Here is a 14,543-nt window from a genome sequence, read left to right as displayed (position 1 = left end):
GGGCCGCCCGGGTGCGCGGCGGGCGGCCGAGCCTGATCGCCGACCTGTGCTTCGGCGCGGGCGCCGGCGCCGTCACCGGGCTGCTGCTGCTCGCGGCGGCCGACCGGGCCGGCGCGCAGCGGTACCGGCCGCGGGAGTTCGGCTGACCGGCGGATCCCGTACCGGCCGCAGCAGTTCGGCTGACCGGCGGATGATCCCGTACTGACCGCCGGATCCGTGCCGGCCGCCGGACGTCGGCCGACCGCTCGCGGCGCGGGACCGGCCCGCGCCGCGGACGGCGGGTCAGTTGCCCCGGGTGCCGGCGTACGCGCGCAGGAAGAGCGCCTCGGCGAGGGCCATCCGCTCCAGCTCCACCGGGTCGACGCTCTCGTCCAGCGCGTGGATCTGGCAGCCGGGCTCCTCGACGCCGATCAGCACGATCTCGGCGCTGGGGTAGAGGGTGCGCAGCGTGTTGCAGAGCGGGATCGAGCCGCCCTCGCCGGCCACCACCATCTTCTGGCCGAACGCCTCCCGCATCGCGCCGCGCAGGGCCTCGTAGGCCGGCCCGGAGGTCTCGGCGAGGAACGGGGCGCCGCCGGAGAGCGGGGTGAGGCGCAGCGAGACGTGCCAGGGCGCCACCGCCTCCAGGTGCGCGATCAGCTTGGCCTGGGCCGCGTCCACGTCCATGCCCGGCGGCACCCGCAGGCTCACCTTGGCCCGGGCGCCGGCCTGCACCGAGGAGGTCGAGTGCAGCACCGAGGGCACGTCGATGCCCAGCACGGTGACCGCCGGGCGGGCCCAGAGCCGGTCGGCGATGTCGCCGCCGCCGATCAGCTCGACCCCGTCCAGCACCCGGGCGTCGGCCCGGAACCGGTCCTCGGGGTAGCTGACGCCGGGCCAGGTCTGGTCGGCGGGCAGGTCCTTGATCGTGGTGGCGCCGTTCTCGTCGTACAGGGTGCCGAGCATCTTGATCAGCGCGGCCAGCGCGTCCGGCGCCGCGCCGCCGAACTGGCCCGAGTGCAGGTTGCCGGCCAGCGTCCGGACCTCGACCTCGACCTCGGTGATGCCGCGCAGCGAGGCGGTCGCGGTGGGCAGGCCGTTGGCGAAGTTGCCCACGTCGCCGATCACGATGGCGTCCGCCAGCAGCAGCTCCGGCGCGCCGAGCGCGTACTTCTCCATCCCGCCGGTGCCCTGCTCCTCGGAGCCCTCGACGATCACCTTGAGGTTCACCGGCAGCGAGCCGTCGACCTGGCGCAGTGCGCGCAGGGCGGTCAGGTGCATCAGGATGTTGCCCTTGCAGTCGGCCGCGCCGCGCCCGTACCAGCGGCCGTCGCGCTCGGTGAGCTCGAACGGCGGAGTGGTCCACGCCTTGGCGTCCAGCTCGGGCTGCACGTCGTAGTGGGCGTAGAGCAGGACGGTCGGCGCGTCGGGCCGGCTGAGCAGCTCGCCGTAGACGGACTGGGTGCCGTCGGGCGTGTCGAGCAGCCGGACCTCCGTCAGGCCCTCGGCGCGCAGCGCGTCGGCCACCCACTGGGCCGCGGCGCGGCACTCCTGCTCCAGGCCCAGTTCGGGGTCGGCGATCGACGGGAAGGCGACCAGTTCGGCCAGCTCCTGCTGGGCACGGGGCATCAGGTCGCGGACGGCGGTGGCGAGATCGGGTGCGGTCATGAGGGTCTCCGGAGCGTGGGTGATCACCAGCCAGTCGAGCATAGGCGCCGCCGCCAGCGGGTTCGCCGGGACGTACCGCCCGTTCGCCGTGTCGTGGCGCATAGGATGATTGGCCGTGAGAGACTCCGGTAACGCCCCTGACGCCAGCCTGCCCCTCGACGCCCCGTCGGCCGAGGATCCGGCAGAGGACAGCAGCCCGGACCAGCTCGGCGGGGTCTGGGACGTCGTGGTGGTCGGCGCCGGGCCGGCCGGTTCGTCGGCCGCGTACGCCGCCGCCGCGCAGGGCCGCCGGGTGCTGCTGCTCGACAAGGCCGAGCACCCGCGCTACAAGACCTGCGGCGGTGGCATCATCGGCCCGTCCCGGGACAGCCTGCCGCCGGACTTCAAGATCCCGTTCCAGGACCGGGTCAGCGCCGTCACCTTCGCGCTCAACGGTCGGTACACCCGGACCCGGCGGTCCAAGCGGATGCTCTTCGGACTGGTCAACCGGAACGAGTTCGACCTGCGCCTGGTCGAGGCGGCGCAGCAGGCGGGCGCGGTGCTGGTCACCGGGGTGACCGCGACCGGTGTGGAGCAGGGCGGCGCGGACCGGCGCACCGTTGCGGTGACGCTGGCCGACGGGCGCTCGGTGCGCACCCGCGCCGTGGTCGGCGCGGACGGCAGCGCCAGCCGGATCGGCCGGCACGTCGGGGTGACCTTCGACCAGATCGACCTCGGCCTGGAGGCCGAGATCCCGGTGCCCGAGCGGGTGGCCCGGGACTGGGAGGGCCGGATCCACCTGGACTGGGGCCCGCTGCCGGGCAGTTACGGCTGGGTCTTCCCGAAGACCGACTCGGGCACGCTGACCGTCGGCGTGATCTCGGCGCGCGGCGACGGCGAGCGGACCAAGGAGTACCTGGCCGACTACATCCGTCGGCTCGGGCTGTCCGGGTTCACCCCCGCGGTGGAGTCCGGTCACCTGACCCGCTGCCGGGCCGAGGACTCGCCGCTCTCCCGCGGCCGGGTGATGGTGGCCGGCGACGCGGCCGGGCTGCTGGAGCCGTGGACCCGGGAGGGGATCTCCTACGCGCTGCGCTCGGGTCGGCTGGCGGGGGAGTGGGCGGTGCAGGTCGCCGAGGCCGACACGCCCGGGGAGGTGCGCCGGCAGGCACTCAACTACGCCTTCGCCATCAAGGCGGGCCTGGGCGTGGAGATGCGGGCGGGCAAGGTGATGCTGGAGGCCTTCGAGCAGCGCCCGCACCTGTTCCACCTGGCGGTCTGCCTGATCAACCCGGCCTGGCGGGCGTTCGCCCGGACCACCCAGGGGCACATCACGTTCGCGCAGATCCTGCGGCAGTACGGGGCGGCGCGCCGGCTGGCGGCACTGGCCTCGCGCTGAGCGGTGCTGCGGGGCGGCCGGCGGCGTGCGTCCCTACTCCCGGGGGAGTAGGGACGGGCACCCCGGCCGGTCGATGCCCGGGCGCGGCGGCTTCGCCTAGCCTGCCGGTATGAGCGCAGAAGCCGCCGGGCGTCCGGGACCGCCGTGGCGCCGGTCCCGGTGGCCGATCGCCTCCTCGGTGCTGGTCGCCGTGGTGCAGGTGGCCGGCAGCGCCGGGTCGGCGCACCGCCAGGTGCCGCCGCGCCACGCGCTGGACGCGCTCGGCTACCTGTTGCTGCTGGCCGGTCCGGCCCTGCTGGTGCTGCGCCGGCGCCGGCCGGCCGCGGTGGTGGCCGCCACCGGTGCGGTCACGCTGCTGTACCTGGCGGCCGGCTACCCGTACGGCCCGGTCTTCGTCAGCTTCGCGGTGGCCTACTGCGGCGCGGTCGGCCGCGGCCACCGGCGGGCCGCCTGGCTGAGCCTGGCCGCGGTCTACCTGGGCCACCTGCTGCTCACCTTCACCGTGCCCGGCTCCTGGCAGCGCGTGCGGCCGCCCCAGCACGGCGGCTGGTGGCAGGAGTTGGGCCTGGGCGCGCTCGCCCTGCTGCTGGCCGCGGTGGCCGAGCTGGCCCGGTTCCGGCACGAGCAGCTGGCCGCCCGCCGCGCCGCCGCCCGGGCCGAGGCGCAGCGCCGGGCCGACGAGGAACGGCTGCGGATGGCCCGCGAACTGCACGACGTGCTGGCGCACAGCATCTCGCTGATCCACCTGCAGGCCGGGGTCGCGCTGGAGCTGATCGACGAGCGGCCCGAGCAGGCCCGGGCCGCGCTGGTCACCATCAAGGCGGCCAGCAAGGAGGCGCTCGGCGAGGTCCGGCAGGTGCTCGGCACGCTGCGCGGGCCCGGCGCGGCCGCGCCCCGCCGGCCCGCTCCGGGGCTGGACCGGCTGGCCGAACTCACCGCGCAGGCCGCGCACGCCGGGCTGACCGTCGCGGTCGCCGCCGAGGGCACCGCCCGGCCGGTGCCCGCCGGGGTGGGCCTGGCCGCGTTCCGGATCGTCCAGGAGGCGCTGACCAACGTGCTGCGGCACTCCACCGCGCGCCACGCCGAGCTGCTGCTGGACTGGACCGACCCGGCGGTGCTCACCGTGCGGGTGACCGACCCCGGCCCGGCCGGTGCGCCGGACGCGGCGGAGCCGGCCGGCGGCGGCAACGGCCTGCCGGGGATGCGCGAGCGGGCGGCGGCGCTGGGCGGCACCGTCGTGGCGGGGCCGCACCGCGCCGGGTTCCGGGTGACGGCGCAGCTGCCGACGGGTGCGGAGGAACGATGATCAGGGTGCTGCTGGCGGACGACCAGGCGCTGGTGCGGGCCGGGTTCCGGGCGCTGCTGGACGCGCAGGCCGACATCGAGGTGGTCGGCGAGGCGGGCGACGGCGAGGCGGCGGTGCGGCTGACCGCCGAGCTGCGCCCCGACGTGGTGCTGATGGACATCCGGATGCCGGTGCTGGACGGGCTGGCGGCGACCCGTCAGGTGACCGGGCGTCAGGAGCTGGCCGCGGTCAAGGTGGTGGTGCTGACCACCTTCGAGCTGGACGAGTACGTCTTCGAGGCGCTGCGCGGCGGTGCCGCCGGCTTCCTGGTCAAGGACACCGAGCCGGCCGACCTGCTGCGCGCGGTGCGGGTGGTCGCGGCCGGGGACGCGCTGCTCTCGCCCGGCGTCACCAGGCGGCTGATCGGCGAGTTCGCGGCCCGCTCCAAGGCGCCGGCACCGGCCGCGGGTCCGCCGCTCGCGGCGCTGACGGACCGGGAGCGGGAGGTGGTGGCGCTGGTCGGGCTCGGACTGTCCAACGAGGAGATCGCCCGCCGGCTGGTGGTCAGTCCGCTCACCGCCAAGACCCACGTGAGCCGGGCGATGGTCAAGCTCGGTGCCCGGGACCGGGCGCAACTGGTGGTGCTGGCGTACGAGTCGGGGCTGGTGCGGCCGGGGTGGCTCGGGTGATCGGGGCCGGCGGGGTGTGACGCAGGTCGCGGACCATTGTCGGAAGTACGCCATGTACATGCTCGACAACGGAAGGTAGTGTCGGTCTCGCCGCCTCGGAGCCAACACTCCGTCATCACAGAGGGAGCAGCTGCCATGGAGCGCAAGAAAGTCCCGAGAACCAGTCAGCCGCCGTACCCGGCGCGCTGACCAGGCCACGGTGCCCCGCCTCTCCCCCGTAGGCGGGGCACCGTGCTGTTCGGGGAGCGGCGGGCGAGGTGGGGGAGGGGGGTGTGGTGCCGGGACCGGTCGACGTGCCAGAGTCGTCCCCAGCGTCCGACCCACCCTCACTTCGGATCCCCGGAAAGCAGGTCCCACCCCGATGACCAGCGCAGCTGAGCCCCTCGTCCGCGTCCGCACGGCCGGCCTCGTGACCACCCTGGAACTCGACTCGCCGCACAACCGCAACGCCCTCTCCACCCGGCTGATGGCGGAGCTCGCGCAGGGGCTGGCCGAGGCCGCCAAGGACCCGCAGGTGCGGGCCGTGGTGCTGGGCCACACCGGCAAGGTGTTCTGTGCGGGCGCCGACCTGTCGGAGGCCACCGGTGACGACCCGACGGTGGGCCCGCGCGGACTGGTGGAGATCCAGCGCGCCCTGGTCGAGTGCCCCAAGCCCGTGATCGCGCACGTCAACGGGCACGTCCGGGCCGGCGGCCTGGGCCTGCTCGGCGCCGCCGACCTGGTGGTGGCCGGCCCCGCCAGCACCTTCGCCTTCACCGAGGTCCGGCTCGGCCTGGCCCCCGCCGTGATCTCGCTGCCGCTGCGCCCCAAGCTGGAGCCGCGCGCGGCCGCCCGCTACTACCTGACCGGCGAGACCTTCGACGCCGCCGAGGCGGCCCGGATCGGCCTGGTCACGGTGGCTGCCGAGCAGCCCGAGCAGGCGCTGGAGGAGATCCTGGCCGCGCTGCGGCTCGCCTCGCCGCAGGGGCTGGCCGAGTCGAAGCTGCTGGTCAACGCCCCGGTGCTGGCCTCGTTCGACGCCGACACCGAGGCCCGGGTCGAGCAGTCCGCCCGCCTGTTCGGTTCGCCGGAGGCGCAGCAGGGCATGCGCGCCTTCCTGGAGCGCCGCCCGGCGCCCTGGGCCGCGGCCGAGTAGGGCCCGCCCGACCCGCCGGGCCGGGGTCCTGGCCTGGTGTGATGTTCGTCCCGCGGGCGGTCGGCGGGCGAGGCGGACGGCTACGGTGAGCGCATGCCTCTCGCCGCCCGCCTGCTCGCCGCCACCCGTGCCCGCACCCGTCGGGCCACCGGCCTGGCGGTGCACCGGGCGTGGCGCTGGGTGCAGGAGCGCGGCGCGGTCAGCAACCGGCAGCCCGGCCCGTACCGCTTCCACGCCCTGGGCGACGGCAGCACGTTGGCGTTCCCGCTGGGCACCGTCTTCAACGAGCAGTCGATCGCGATCGGCCCGTTCTGCATCATCGGCGAGCGGGTCACCATGTCGGCCGGGTTCCTGCCCGGGCTGGACCTGGGCCCGGAGCCGGTGATCCGGATCGGCGGCGGTTGCGTGATCGGCCGCGGCAGCCACCTGGTCGGGCACCAGTCGATCGTGCTCGGCGACGACGTCTGGACCGGCCCGAACGTCTACATCAGCGACCAGGCCCACGAGTACCGCGACACCACGCTGCCGATCGGCAAGCAGTGGCCGCGCAACGAGCCGGTGGAGATCGGCTCCGGCAGCTGGATCGGCACCGGCGCCGTGATCCTGCCCGGCGCCCGGCTGGGGCGCAACGTGGTGGTGGCGGCCGGCTCGGTGGTGCGCGGCGAGGTGCCGGACTTCGCGGTGGTGGCCGGCGCGCCGGCCCGGGTGGTGCGCAGCTACAGCGAGTTGGACGGCTGGCAGCCGCCCTTCCGGTACGAGGCGCCGCAGCCGCTGCCGGAGGGCGTGACGGCGGAGCAGCTGCGAGCGCTGGTGGGGTGGGACCTGCGACCGCCGGCCGGCGGCTGACGGGGCGGGTGGCCCCGGTTTCCGGAGAACGTCCCCGGAGAGCGTCCCGGGAGAGCGTCCCCGGAGAACAGAGCGGAGCAGCACAGTGCGGCAGCGGTGGAGCGGGCGGCGGGGGAGCGGACCCGTGGATCACGGGCGGTGGACCGACGGGCGGCGGCGGACCGCGTTGGCCGGCGCGGCGGGAGTGCTGGGCGCGGTCCTCGCGCTGAGCGGCTGCGGCGGGACGGGCGGAGCGGCCTCCGACACTGCGGCCGCCGACAGCGCGACCGGTCAGGCCGTGGCGGCCGCCGACGGCGGCACCGCGCCGGCGACGGCCCCGGCTGCGGCGCCCGGCAAGGCGGACCTGGCCTCGCCGAAGCTCAAGGAGACCGCGATGGAGCTGGTGTCCAGCGCGGAGAACTCCTCGCTGAACTGGAAGTCCCAGTACGCCTACCTGGAGGACATCCACGACGACCGCGGCTACACCGGCGGGATCATCGGCTTCTGCTCCGGCACCGGGGACATGCTGCAGCTGGTCCAGCACTACGCCCAGCTGCACCCGGGCAACGTGCTGGCCAAGTACCTGCCGGCGCTGACCGCCGTCAACGGTTCGGCCTCGCACAAGGGCCTGGACCCGGGCTTCACCGCGGACTGGCGCACCGCCGCGAGCGACCCGGCCTTCCAGCGCGCCCAGGACGACGAGCGCGACCAGGCCTACTTCGACCCCGCCGTCAACCAGGCCAAGGCCGACGGGTTGAACGCGCTGGGCCAGTTCGTCTACTATGACGCGATGGTGATGCACGGTCAGGGCGACGACCCGCAGAGCTTCGGCGGGATCCGGGCCGCCGCGCTGCAGAAGGCCCGCACGCCGGCCCAGGGCGGCGACGAGACCGCCTACCTGAACGCCTTCCTGGACGCCCGCCGGGCCGCGATGAAGGCCGACCCCACCCACCAGGAGACCAGCAGGGTCGACACCGAGCAGCGCGCGTTCCTGAAGGCCGGCAACCTGGCGCTGTCCGGCCCGCTGACCTGGACCGTGCACGGGGACCAGTACAAGATCGCCGGATGATGCACCGCGACCCTGTATAGATATACACTTTTATACATGCATATACAGCTGCGGGCGGGCGAGCCCGCCGACGTCGAGCCGATCGCCGAGCTGCGGGCCGCCGCCATGCGGCCCGACCTGGAGCGCCTCGGCCGCTACGACGAGGTCCGGGTGCGCCAGCGGTTCCGGGACGCCTACCGGCCGGAGCACACCCGGGTGATCGAGCTCGACGGCCGCCTCGCCGGCTGCGTGGCGGTCCGGCCGGCCGAGGACGGGCACTGGCTGGAGCACTTCTACCTGGACCCGGCGCACCACGGGCGCGGGATCGGCACGTCGGTGCTGGCCACCGTGCTGGGCGAGGCCGACGCGGCCGGGCACCTGCTGCGGCTCAACGTGCTGCAGGGCAGCCCGGCCCGCCGGCTGTACGAGCGGTGCGGGTTCACGCTCGCCGAGGAGGATCCGGTGGACGTGTTCATGGTGCGGCCTGCGGCGGCTCAGAGCGTGACGACGGCCTGACGGCCCGGCGGCAGCGGCGCGGTGTCGGGTGCGCCGACCAGCAGCGCGTCGTAGCCGTCCAGCGCGACGGCGAGCAGCGGGTGCCCGGGCGCGGGGCGCAGCTCCGGGCCCGGGTGCAGGTCGACGCCCGCACCGGGGTGACGGGTGATCAGGTTGAGCACGGTCACCGGCCCGCCGAGCAGGCGCGCGCCGGTGGTGGCCGAGCCGGAGAAGGCGAACGGCTGCAGCGGCCCGATCCGCACCGGGGCCGCCCCGTCCACCGTCAGCTCGACCCCGTCCCCGGCCACCACGGTGAAGACCCGGTGGCAGTCGGGGAAGAGGGAGAACGGTCCGTCGGCCTCGATCTCGGCGAGGCTGACGCGGGAGAAGTCGGTCCGGGCGACTTCCCGGGTGAGGCCACCGCCGTTGCGCCACGGGGTGGCGGCGCGGGCGGCGGCGGGGAGCTGGGTCACGGGCACGGGGGCACCCTAACAACCTGCGGCGCGCGGTCCGGTTCGGTGTACCGGGTCCGGTTCGGTGCCGGGCGTGCGCCGGTGTCGGGTCTGGCTGTGTGTCGGGTCCGGTTCGGTGCCGGGTCTGCGCCGGTGTCCGGCCCGTCTGTGCACCCGGTCCGTTTCGGCGCCGGGTCCGTTTCGGCGCCGGGTCTGCCTCGGGGTCGGGTCCGCTTCGGTGCCGGGTTTGCCTCGGTACCGGGTCCGCTTCGGCGCGCGGCCTGCGTCAGTGGCCGGTCCGGTGGTGGGGGCGCGGCCGGTGCGCCAGGACTGCCAGCCCGGCCGCCCCGGCCCCCGCGGCGGCCACCGTGGTCAGGGCCACCGGCAGGCTGATCGCGTCCGCCAGGAACCCGATCACCGGCGGTCCGATCAGCATGCCGCCGTACCCGAGGGTGGAGGCCAGCGCGACCCCGTGCGGTCCGCCCGCCTCACCGGCCCGGGCGATCGCCAGCGGGAACAGGTTGGACAGCCCGAGCCCCACCAGGACGAACCCGCCCAGCACCAGCGGCACCGACGGCGTCAGCGCCGCCACCAGCATCCCGACCCCGGCGAGCAGCCCGCCGGTCGCCATCACCCGGGCCGGTCCGAACCGGATCGAGAGCCAGGTCCCGGCGAGGCGCCCGACGGTCATCGCGAACGCGTAGGCGGCGAACCCGAACGCGGCCAGTGCGGCGCTCGCGTGCACGTCGTCGGTCAGGTGCAGGGTGGCCCAGTCGGCCAGCGAGCCCTCGCCGTAGGCGTCGCACAGCGCGGTCAGACCGAGCAGCAGCACCAGGACGCGGGCGTGCGGGAGCCGGACGCCGGCGGTGCTCCGGTCCGCTGTGCTCCGCTCCGCGGCGCGCTGCCGCTGCCGGGGCGCGGTGACGGCCGGGCTCGGGTGGCTGCGCAGCAGCACCGTGCCGGCCGCGGCGGTGACCAGCAGGCCGAGCGCCCCGCTCAGACCCAGTGCCCAGCCGGCCGTCAGCTCGCCGGCCAGCAGGCCGCCGACCGAGGCCCCGACCAGTCCGCCCAGGCTGTACCCGGCGTGGAAGCTGGGCATCACCGGGCGGCGCAGCTCGGCCACCACCTCGACGGCCGCGCTGTTCATCGAGACGTTGGCCGCGCCGTAGGCGGCGCCGAAGAGCAGCAGTACCGCGCCGAGCAGCGGCACCGAGTGGGTGTGCGGCGGCAGCACCACGGCCACGCTGACCAGCAGCAGCGAGACCACGGTGACCGGCCGGGTGCCGAACCGGACGCAGAGCCGGCCGATCAGCGGCATGGTGGCCACCGCGCCCGCCGAGACGCAGAGCAGGGCCAGTCCGAGCGCCGAGTGCGAGGCGTGCACCTGGGCGCGGATGTCGGGGATGCGGACCACCCAGGCGGCGAACAGGAAGCCGTCGAGGGCGAAGAACGCGGTGAGCGCGAGCCGGGCGGCACTCCAGGCGCGGGGCAGCGCTGGGCCGTTCGGGTGAGAGTCGGTGGCCACTGGACGGGACGGGGCGGCGGGCTTTTTGTTTAGGAGCGGCACAAAGTCAGAATAGAGGAGTGTCGAACCCGTCCACAACCCGCCAAGTGCCCGTGCGCCGCCCGGCCCCCGATCGGGGCCGCACCCTGCTCGGCCCCGCCCTGCGCCTGATCCACACCGGCCGCACCCCCACCCGCTCCGCCCTGACCGCCGCGCTGGAGGTCACCCGGGCCACCGCCGGCGCGGTGGCCGGCGAACTCGCCGCCCTCGGCCTGGTCACGGTGGACGAGCATCCCGTCGGCTCCGGTCGCGGCCGGCCCTCGCACCGGCTCGGCCTGGCGCCGGACGGGCCGGTGGTGCTCGCGGCCCAGGTGCACTTCGACGGGCTCTCGGTCGCGCTGGCCGGGCTCGGCGGTGCGCTCGGCGAGGCCGTCTACCACCCGCTGCCGTCCGACACCGACCCGGAGCGGATGATCGGCGCGATCGCCGCCGCCGGGGCCGAGCTGGTCCGCGGCGAGCGGCGGCGCTGCCTGGGCGCGGCACTCGCGCTGCCCAACCCGGTGCGCGAGCCGGACGGCACCGCGCTGGCCGCGCTGCACTTCGGCTGGCCGGGCGGGACGCCGGTGGCCGAGCTGTTCGCGGCGGCGATGGCGGCGCAGGACCTGGGGGCGCGGGCGCGCAGTCCGCTGCCCACGGCGGTGGCGAACGACGCCAACCTGGCCGCCCTGGCCGAACACCGGCACGGCGCGGGGCAGGAGGCGCGCCACCTGCTGCTGGTCACCTCCGGCCACCGCGGAGTGGGCGGGGCGCTGGTGGTGGACGGTCAGCTGCACACCGGCAGCGCCGGGCTGGCGCTGGAGGTCGGGCACCTGACGGTGGATCCGCTCGGCCGGCCGTGCCCGTGCGGGAACCGGGGCTGCCTGAACGTGGAGACGGACCCGGAGGCCCTGTTCGCGGCGGCGGGGCGCGCGGTGGACCCCGCGCGACCGCTGCTCGACCAGGCGCGCGAGCTGGCGCACGACCCGTCGGCGGCGGGTGCGGTGCACGCGGTGGTGGAGCGGCTCGCTCTGGGGCTCGCGGGGCTGGCGAACATCCTGAACCCGGACCGGATCGTGCTCAGCGGCCTGCACCAGGACCTGCTGGCGGCGGCGCCGTCCCGGCTGCCCGAGCTGGTGGCGCGCCACAGCCTGTGGGGGCGGTGCGACCAGGTCCCGGTGGTGGCGGCGAGCGTGTCCCACGCCGGGCTGGTGGGGGCGGCGGAGCTGGCGTGGGAGCCGTACTTGAGGGATCCGCAGGCGGTGGTGAGGTGAAGGGGGGTCATGTTCCGGGCTCGGCGCTCGACGGGGTGACCCGACCGCCTTGGCGCGGATGCGTCGAGCCGCTGGAGCGGAAGCGGTTCCAGTACCGTTGGCCGCAGGCAGTCAGGTAGCGGGAGGTGGCATGGCAGCGGGCGCGACCAACGAGTCGAACTACGGTGTCCCGGAGTTCCTGAGCTGGGACGAGCTGCAACGGGTGCCCGAGAACGTCGCGTCGGAGATCGAGTTGTGGGACGGGCGTGTGGTGCGGAACCGGCGCGGGCCGTTGGAGCACCAGCGGTTCGCGGTGCGCATGCGGAACGCACTGGAGTCGAATGCCCGGACTGCCATGCGGGACCGGTCCGGCGGGGACGGTCGGCCGCCGTGTTGGCAGGTCGAGGTGGAGACCAACATCTTCTTCACCGAAGACAAGTCCAGCTTCCTGACGCCGGATTTCCTCGTGCGCCGGTGTCTGCCCCGTGGCGCGGACACCAGCGCGGCCGATGTCGTGGTGGTGGGAGAGGTGTTGTCCGGGTCCGACACCCCGAAGCGACGGGCCTGGAAGATGGACCGCTATGCCGAGGCCGGTATCCCTTGGTACTGGGAGGTCGAGCTCGATTCGGCGGCCACGTGGGACGTTTCTGCCGTGCGGGCGTACGAGCTTGCACAGGTTCCGGCTGCCGGCCTCGTGGTCAAGCCCCTACGTCCGGCGGTGTACGTCCCCGTGGGGGAGTGGGAGCCGGGTGACGGCGGCATCGACTTTCCCGAACCCTTCGGGCTGCGGATCACCTGGGAGGATCTCGCCTTCTGAGCAAGGCAAGGGCCGGGCTCTTCCCTGCCCATGGGTGACCTCGCTCTGTGCTCGCGCGACCGCGACCGCGACGGTGACCGGCCCGGAGTGCGCTGTCGCCACCGCGAGGGCCGGGGGCGGCGTGGTGGTGCGGGTTCATTGGCCGGGGTCACCGGTCGGGTCGGCGCAGGGCCTCGGCGAGCTGGAGCAGTTCGGCGGGGAGCAGCGGGCGGAGCTGGATGTAGAGGGTGCCGTCGTGGGTGACGCGGTACCCGTCCAGCAGGTCGGGTAGGTCGGGCAGATCGGGCAGGTCGAGGGCGTCCGTCAGCTGGTCCAGTGCGTAACGGGCCTGGCGGCGCTGCGAGTTGATCGGGTTCACGGGGCGACCTTCAGCAACCACATCGCGTGCACGTCCCACTCCGGGCCGCCGCCCTCGGGTCGGAGGTAGACCAGGCTGCGCCGGCGGTCCATGAAGACGCCCGCCCGGCCGTTGAGCGTGTCGAAGACCAACTCGCCGTTGGCAGTCGGCTGGTAGGGGACAGCCGGCGGAGTCGCCTCGGCCGGCCGCGGGGTCGGGTAGGCGGGGAGCAGTCGGGCGGTCGCCTCCGGCCGCCCGCCGCAGTCGGCGGGGCAGCGGCACTCGGGGAAGCCGCGGTCGAACCAGTCGTGCTTGGTCATGGGGTCGCGCTCCGTCAGGGGAGATAGCGGGAGGAAGCAGGAGGAGGGGGTTGAATTTCACCGGTTCTCCTGCGGAATCAGTCTCGCGGTGTGACCATTTGGCTACAAGTGGTAGGGCAAGACAGTTGATCCAGCTCTTGGGGAGGCGAGGATGAGCCAAGTCAGAGTGCCTGACGCGGAGTCGGTCGACGCGGAGCCGGTGCACTGGGGAGTGATGCTGCGAAGGGCGCGCGAGAATGCGGGACTGACCCAGGCCGAACTGGCCGACCGTCTGGTGACCCATCAGACGATGATCAGTCACCTGGAGCTCGGCAAGAACCAGCCGGATGACACTTGGGCCAAGAATGCAGATCGGGCTCTTGGGGCCGATGGGCTGCTGTCCATGGCGTATCGGATGATGGCTCCGTACCTGTCGCAGCGGCATCCCAACTGGGACGCGTACGAGGAGTATCGAAAGATCGAGGCGCGTGCTGTGCGCCTCTATGACCTGTCAACTGGGCGGCTGTCCGGTCTGCTTCAGACCGAGGAGTACATGCGCGCCATGTTCGTGTCGTATGACCCCGGCGATGCTGAGGCACGAGTGGTGGAGCGGCTCGCACGGCAGGCCCGTAGATTCTCCTCCGGGCAGCCCAGCCTGGTGAGTGTCATCGACGAGGCGGTCCTCTGGCGAGTAGTGGGCAGTCCGGCGGTGATGCGAGCGCAGTGCGAGCGTCTTCTGGACTCGATGCAGAATCCGAACTGTGTAATCCAGGTGCTGCCGTTCGGTGATGGTGCTGCGCAAATGCCGATGAGCGGAATGATCATTGTTGAGCAAGGAGGTGGCCAGAAGCGTGTCTATTCGGAGAGTCTTGACCAGGGGCACTTCATCGACAGTGCTCGCAGGGTCAGCCGGTACGTCGATGAGTATGATCGGTTGCGCGCGCGGGCCCTCTCGCAGCAGGAGTCCGCTGAGCTGATCCGAAGTGTCATGGAGGGAATGGCCGATGACCAAGGTTTCCTGGATCAAGAGCAGCTACTCGGGCGCGAGCGGCGGACAGTGCGTCGAGTGCGCCGCACAGTTCGCTACCCGCGGCTTCGTCCCCATGCGTGACTCCAAGGACCCTAACGGCCCCGTGCTGGTTTTTCCGGCTGCCTCCTTCGCTGCCTTCGTCGCTGCACTCGGGGACGCGTCGACCGGTCTTACTGCGTAAGAGCCGAGCCCCTCGCTCTTGCGTTCCTGGGCCGCCCTGGCAAGGGAGGCTTGCCGCGTGACGCTCCGACGGATTCGGGCCGCTGTCCGGGCCGCTGCCCATATGATCATGGCGAGTCGCTCACGGGGGAGT

General features: G+C 74.0%; 16 protein-coding genes. 11 read left to right on the top strand and 5 right to left on the bottom strand.

Going from position 1 to position 14,543, the window contains the following annotated elements; all coding sequences use genetic code 11:
* Positions 1 to 282: 282 nt before the first annotated feature.
* On the bottom strand, positions 283 to 1,647 hold the full coding sequence (locus tag ACFW1A_RS17115; RefSeq protein WP_380409817.1) for a dipeptidase: 1,365 nt from the start codon (positions 1,645 to 1,647) through the stop codon (positions 283 to 285).
* Positions 1,648 to 1,795: 148 nt separating this feature from the next.
* Between ACFW1A_RS17115 and ACFW1A_RS17110 the strand changes: the two genes are divergently transcribed.
* The 7 genes from ACFW1A_RS17110 (at position 1,796) to ACFW1A_RS17080 (ending at position 8,523) form a co-directional block, all read left to right on the top strand.
* Positions 1,796 to 3,025, top strand: a complete 1,230-nt coding sequence (locus ACFW1A_RS17110; protein WP_380409815.1) for a geranylgeranyl reductase family protein — start codon at positions 1,796 to 1,798, stop codon at positions 3,023 to 3,025.
* Positions 3,026 to 3,134: 109 nt separating this feature from the next.
* Positions 3,135 to 4,331 (top strand): sensor histidine kinase, encoded by a 1,197-nt coding sequence (locus ACFW1A_RS17105; RefSeq protein WP_380409811.1) that lies wholly within the window; start codon positions 3,135 to 3,137, stop codon positions 4,329 to 4,331.
* A complete protein-coding gene (locus ACFW1A_RS17100; protein ID WP_380409809.1) occupies positions 4,328 to 4,999 on the top strand; it encodes a response regulator in 672 nt (223 codons plus the stop codon). The genes ACFW1A_RS17105 and ACFW1A_RS17100 overlap by 4 nt, the downstream gene beginning before the upstream one ends.
* A gap of 361 nt (positions 5,000 to 5,360) precedes the next feature.
* Positions 5,361 to 6,134 (top strand): enoyl-CoA hydratase family protein, encoded by a 774-nt coding sequence (locus ACFW1A_RS17095; protein ID WP_380409807.1) that lies wholly within the window; start codon positions 5,361 to 5,363, stop codon positions 6,132 to 6,134.
* 93 nt (positions 6,135 to 6,227) lie between these two features.
* Positions 6,228 to 6,980 carry an acyltransferase gene (locus ACFW1A_RS17090; protein WP_380409805.1) on the top strand — a complete coding sequence of 251 codons (753 nt, stop codon included), beginning with the start codon at positions 6,228 to 6,230 and terminating at the stop codon, positions 6,978 to 6,980.
* A 124-nt stretch (positions 6,981 to 7,104) separates the two neighbouring features.
* A complete protein-coding gene (locus ACFW1A_RS17085) occupies positions 7,105 to 8,028 on the top strand; it encodes a chitosanase (RefSeq protein ID WP_380409803.1) in 924 nt (307 codons plus the stop codon).
* A gap of 36 nt (positions 8,029 to 8,064) precedes the next feature.
* Entirely contained in the window at positions 8,065 to 8,523 is a 459-nt protein-coding gene (locus tag ACFW1A_RS17080) for a GNAT family N-acetyltransferase (protein ID WP_380409801.1), read from the top strand.
* On the opposite strand, the gene ACFW1A_RS17075 is transcribed toward ACFW1A_RS17080, so the two are convergent.
* A complete protein-coding gene (locus tag ACFW1A_RS17075) occupies positions 8,502 to 8,981 on the bottom strand; it encodes a HutD family protein (protein WP_380409799.1) in 480 nt (159 codons plus the stop codon). The genes ACFW1A_RS17080 and ACFW1A_RS17075 overlap by 22 nt on opposite strands.
* A gap of 259 nt (positions 8,982 to 9,240) precedes the next feature.
* The gene (locus ACFW1A_RS17070) at positions 9,241 to 10,479 is read right to left on the bottom strand and encodes an MFS transporter (RefSeq protein WP_380409797.1); all 1,239 of its coding nucleotides are present in this window, start codon (positions 10,477 to 10,479) and stop codon (positions 9,241 to 9,243) included.
* Between the two features lie 86 nt (positions 10,480 to 10,565).
* Between ACFW1A_RS17070 and ACFW1A_RS17065 the strand changes: the two genes are divergently transcribed.
* Together ACFW1A_RS17065 and ACFW1A_RS17060 are read left to right on the top strand one after the other, a co-directional pair.
* Positions 10,566 to 11,768: an ROK family protein gene (locus ACFW1A_RS17065; RefSeq protein ID WP_380409794.1), complete on the top strand. Its 1,203-nt coding sequence runs from the start codon at positions 10,566 to 10,568 to the stop codon at positions 11,766 to 11,768.
* A 130-nt stretch (positions 11,769 to 11,898) separates the two neighbouring features.
* On the top strand, positions 11,899 to 12,564 hold the full coding sequence (locus ACFW1A_RS17060) for a Uma2 family endonuclease (protein WP_380409792.1): 666 nt from the start codon (positions 11,899 to 11,901) through the stop codon (positions 12,562 to 12,564).
* A gap of 148 nt (positions 12,565 to 12,712) precedes the next feature.
* Here the strand turns inward: ACFW1A_RS17060 and ACFW1A_RS17055 are convergent, their stop codons facing one another.
* Together ACFW1A_RS17055 and ACFW1A_RS17050 are read right to left on the bottom strand one after the other, a co-directional pair.
* The gene (locus ACFW1A_RS17055; RefSeq protein WP_380409790.1) at positions 12,713 to 12,922 is read right to left on the bottom strand and encodes a hypothetical protein; all 210 of its coding nucleotides are present in this window, start codon (positions 12,920 to 12,922) and stop codon (positions 12,713 to 12,715) included.
* Positions 12,919 to 13,221: a hypothetical protein gene (locus tag ACFW1A_RS17050; protein WP_380409788.1), complete on the bottom strand. Its 303-nt coding sequence runs from the start codon at positions 13,219 to 13,221 to the stop codon at positions 12,919 to 12,921. The genes ACFW1A_RS17055 and ACFW1A_RS17050 overlap by 4 nt, the downstream gene beginning before the upstream one ends.
* A 166-nt stretch (positions 13,222 to 13,387) precedes the next feature.
* Here ACFW1A_RS17050 and ACFW1A_RS17045 point away from each other — a divergent pair, with 166 nt between their 5' ends.
* Both ACFW1A_RS17045 and ACFW1A_RS17040 read left to right on the top strand, forming a co-directional pair.
* The gene (locus ACFW1A_RS17045; RefSeq protein ID WP_380409786.1) at positions 13,388 to 14,311 is read left to right on the top strand and encodes a helix-turn-helix domain-containing protein; all 924 of its coding nucleotides are present in this window, start codon (positions 13,388 to 13,390) and stop codon (positions 14,309 to 14,311) included.
* Entirely contained in the window at positions 14,223 to 14,411 is a 189-nt protein-coding gene (locus tag ACFW1A_RS17040) for a DUF397 domain-containing protein (protein ID WP_380409813.1), read from the top strand. The genes ACFW1A_RS17045 and ACFW1A_RS17040 overlap by 89 nt, the downstream gene beginning before the upstream one ends.
* Positions 14,412 to 14,543 lie beyond the last annotated feature (132 nt).

This window comes from Kitasatospora sp. NPDC058965 (assembly GCF_042741245.1).
In the GTDB taxonomy this organism is placed as follows: domain Bacteria; phylum Actinomycetota; class Actinomycetes; order Streptomycetales; family Streptomycetaceae; genus Kitasatospora.
The sequence above is the reverse complement of the archived record's forward strand: the minus strand, read 5'-3'. Positions and strand labels throughout refer to the sequence as shown.

Coding starts and splice junctions, on each gene's coding strand:
- ACFW1A_RS17095 (WP_380409807.1), top strand. CDS start 5,361: ATGACCAGCGCAGCTGAGCCCCTCGTCCGCGTCCGCACGGCCGGCCTC.
- ACFW1A_RS17050 (WP_380409788.1), bottom strand. CDS start 13,221: ATGACCAAGCACGACTGGTTCGACCGCGGCTTCCCCGAGTGCCGCTGC.
- ACFW1A_RS17080 (WP_380409801.1), top strand. CDS start 8,065: ATGCATATACAGCTGCGGGCGGGCGAGCCCGCCGACGTCGAGCCGATC.
- ACFW1A_RS17060 (WP_380409792.1), top strand. CDS start 11,899: ATGGCAGCGGGCGCGACCAACGAGTCGAACTACGGTGTCCCGGAGTTC.
- ACFW1A_RS17100 (WP_380409809.1), top strand. CDS start 4,328: ATGATCAGGGTGCTGCTGGCGGACGACCAGGCGCTGGTGCGGGCCGGG.
- ACFW1A_RS17115 (WP_380409817.1), bottom strand. CDS start 1,647: ATGACCGCACCCGATCTCGCCACCGCCGTCCGCGACCTGATGCCCCGT.
- ACFW1A_RS17105 (WP_380409811.1), top strand. CDS start 3,135: ATGAGCGCAGAAGCCGCCGGGCGTCCGGGACCGCCGTGGCGCCGGTCC.
- ACFW1A_RS17090 (WP_380409805.1), top strand. CDS start 6,228: ATGCCTCTCGCCGCCCGCCTGCTCGCCGCCACCCGTGCCCGCACCCGT.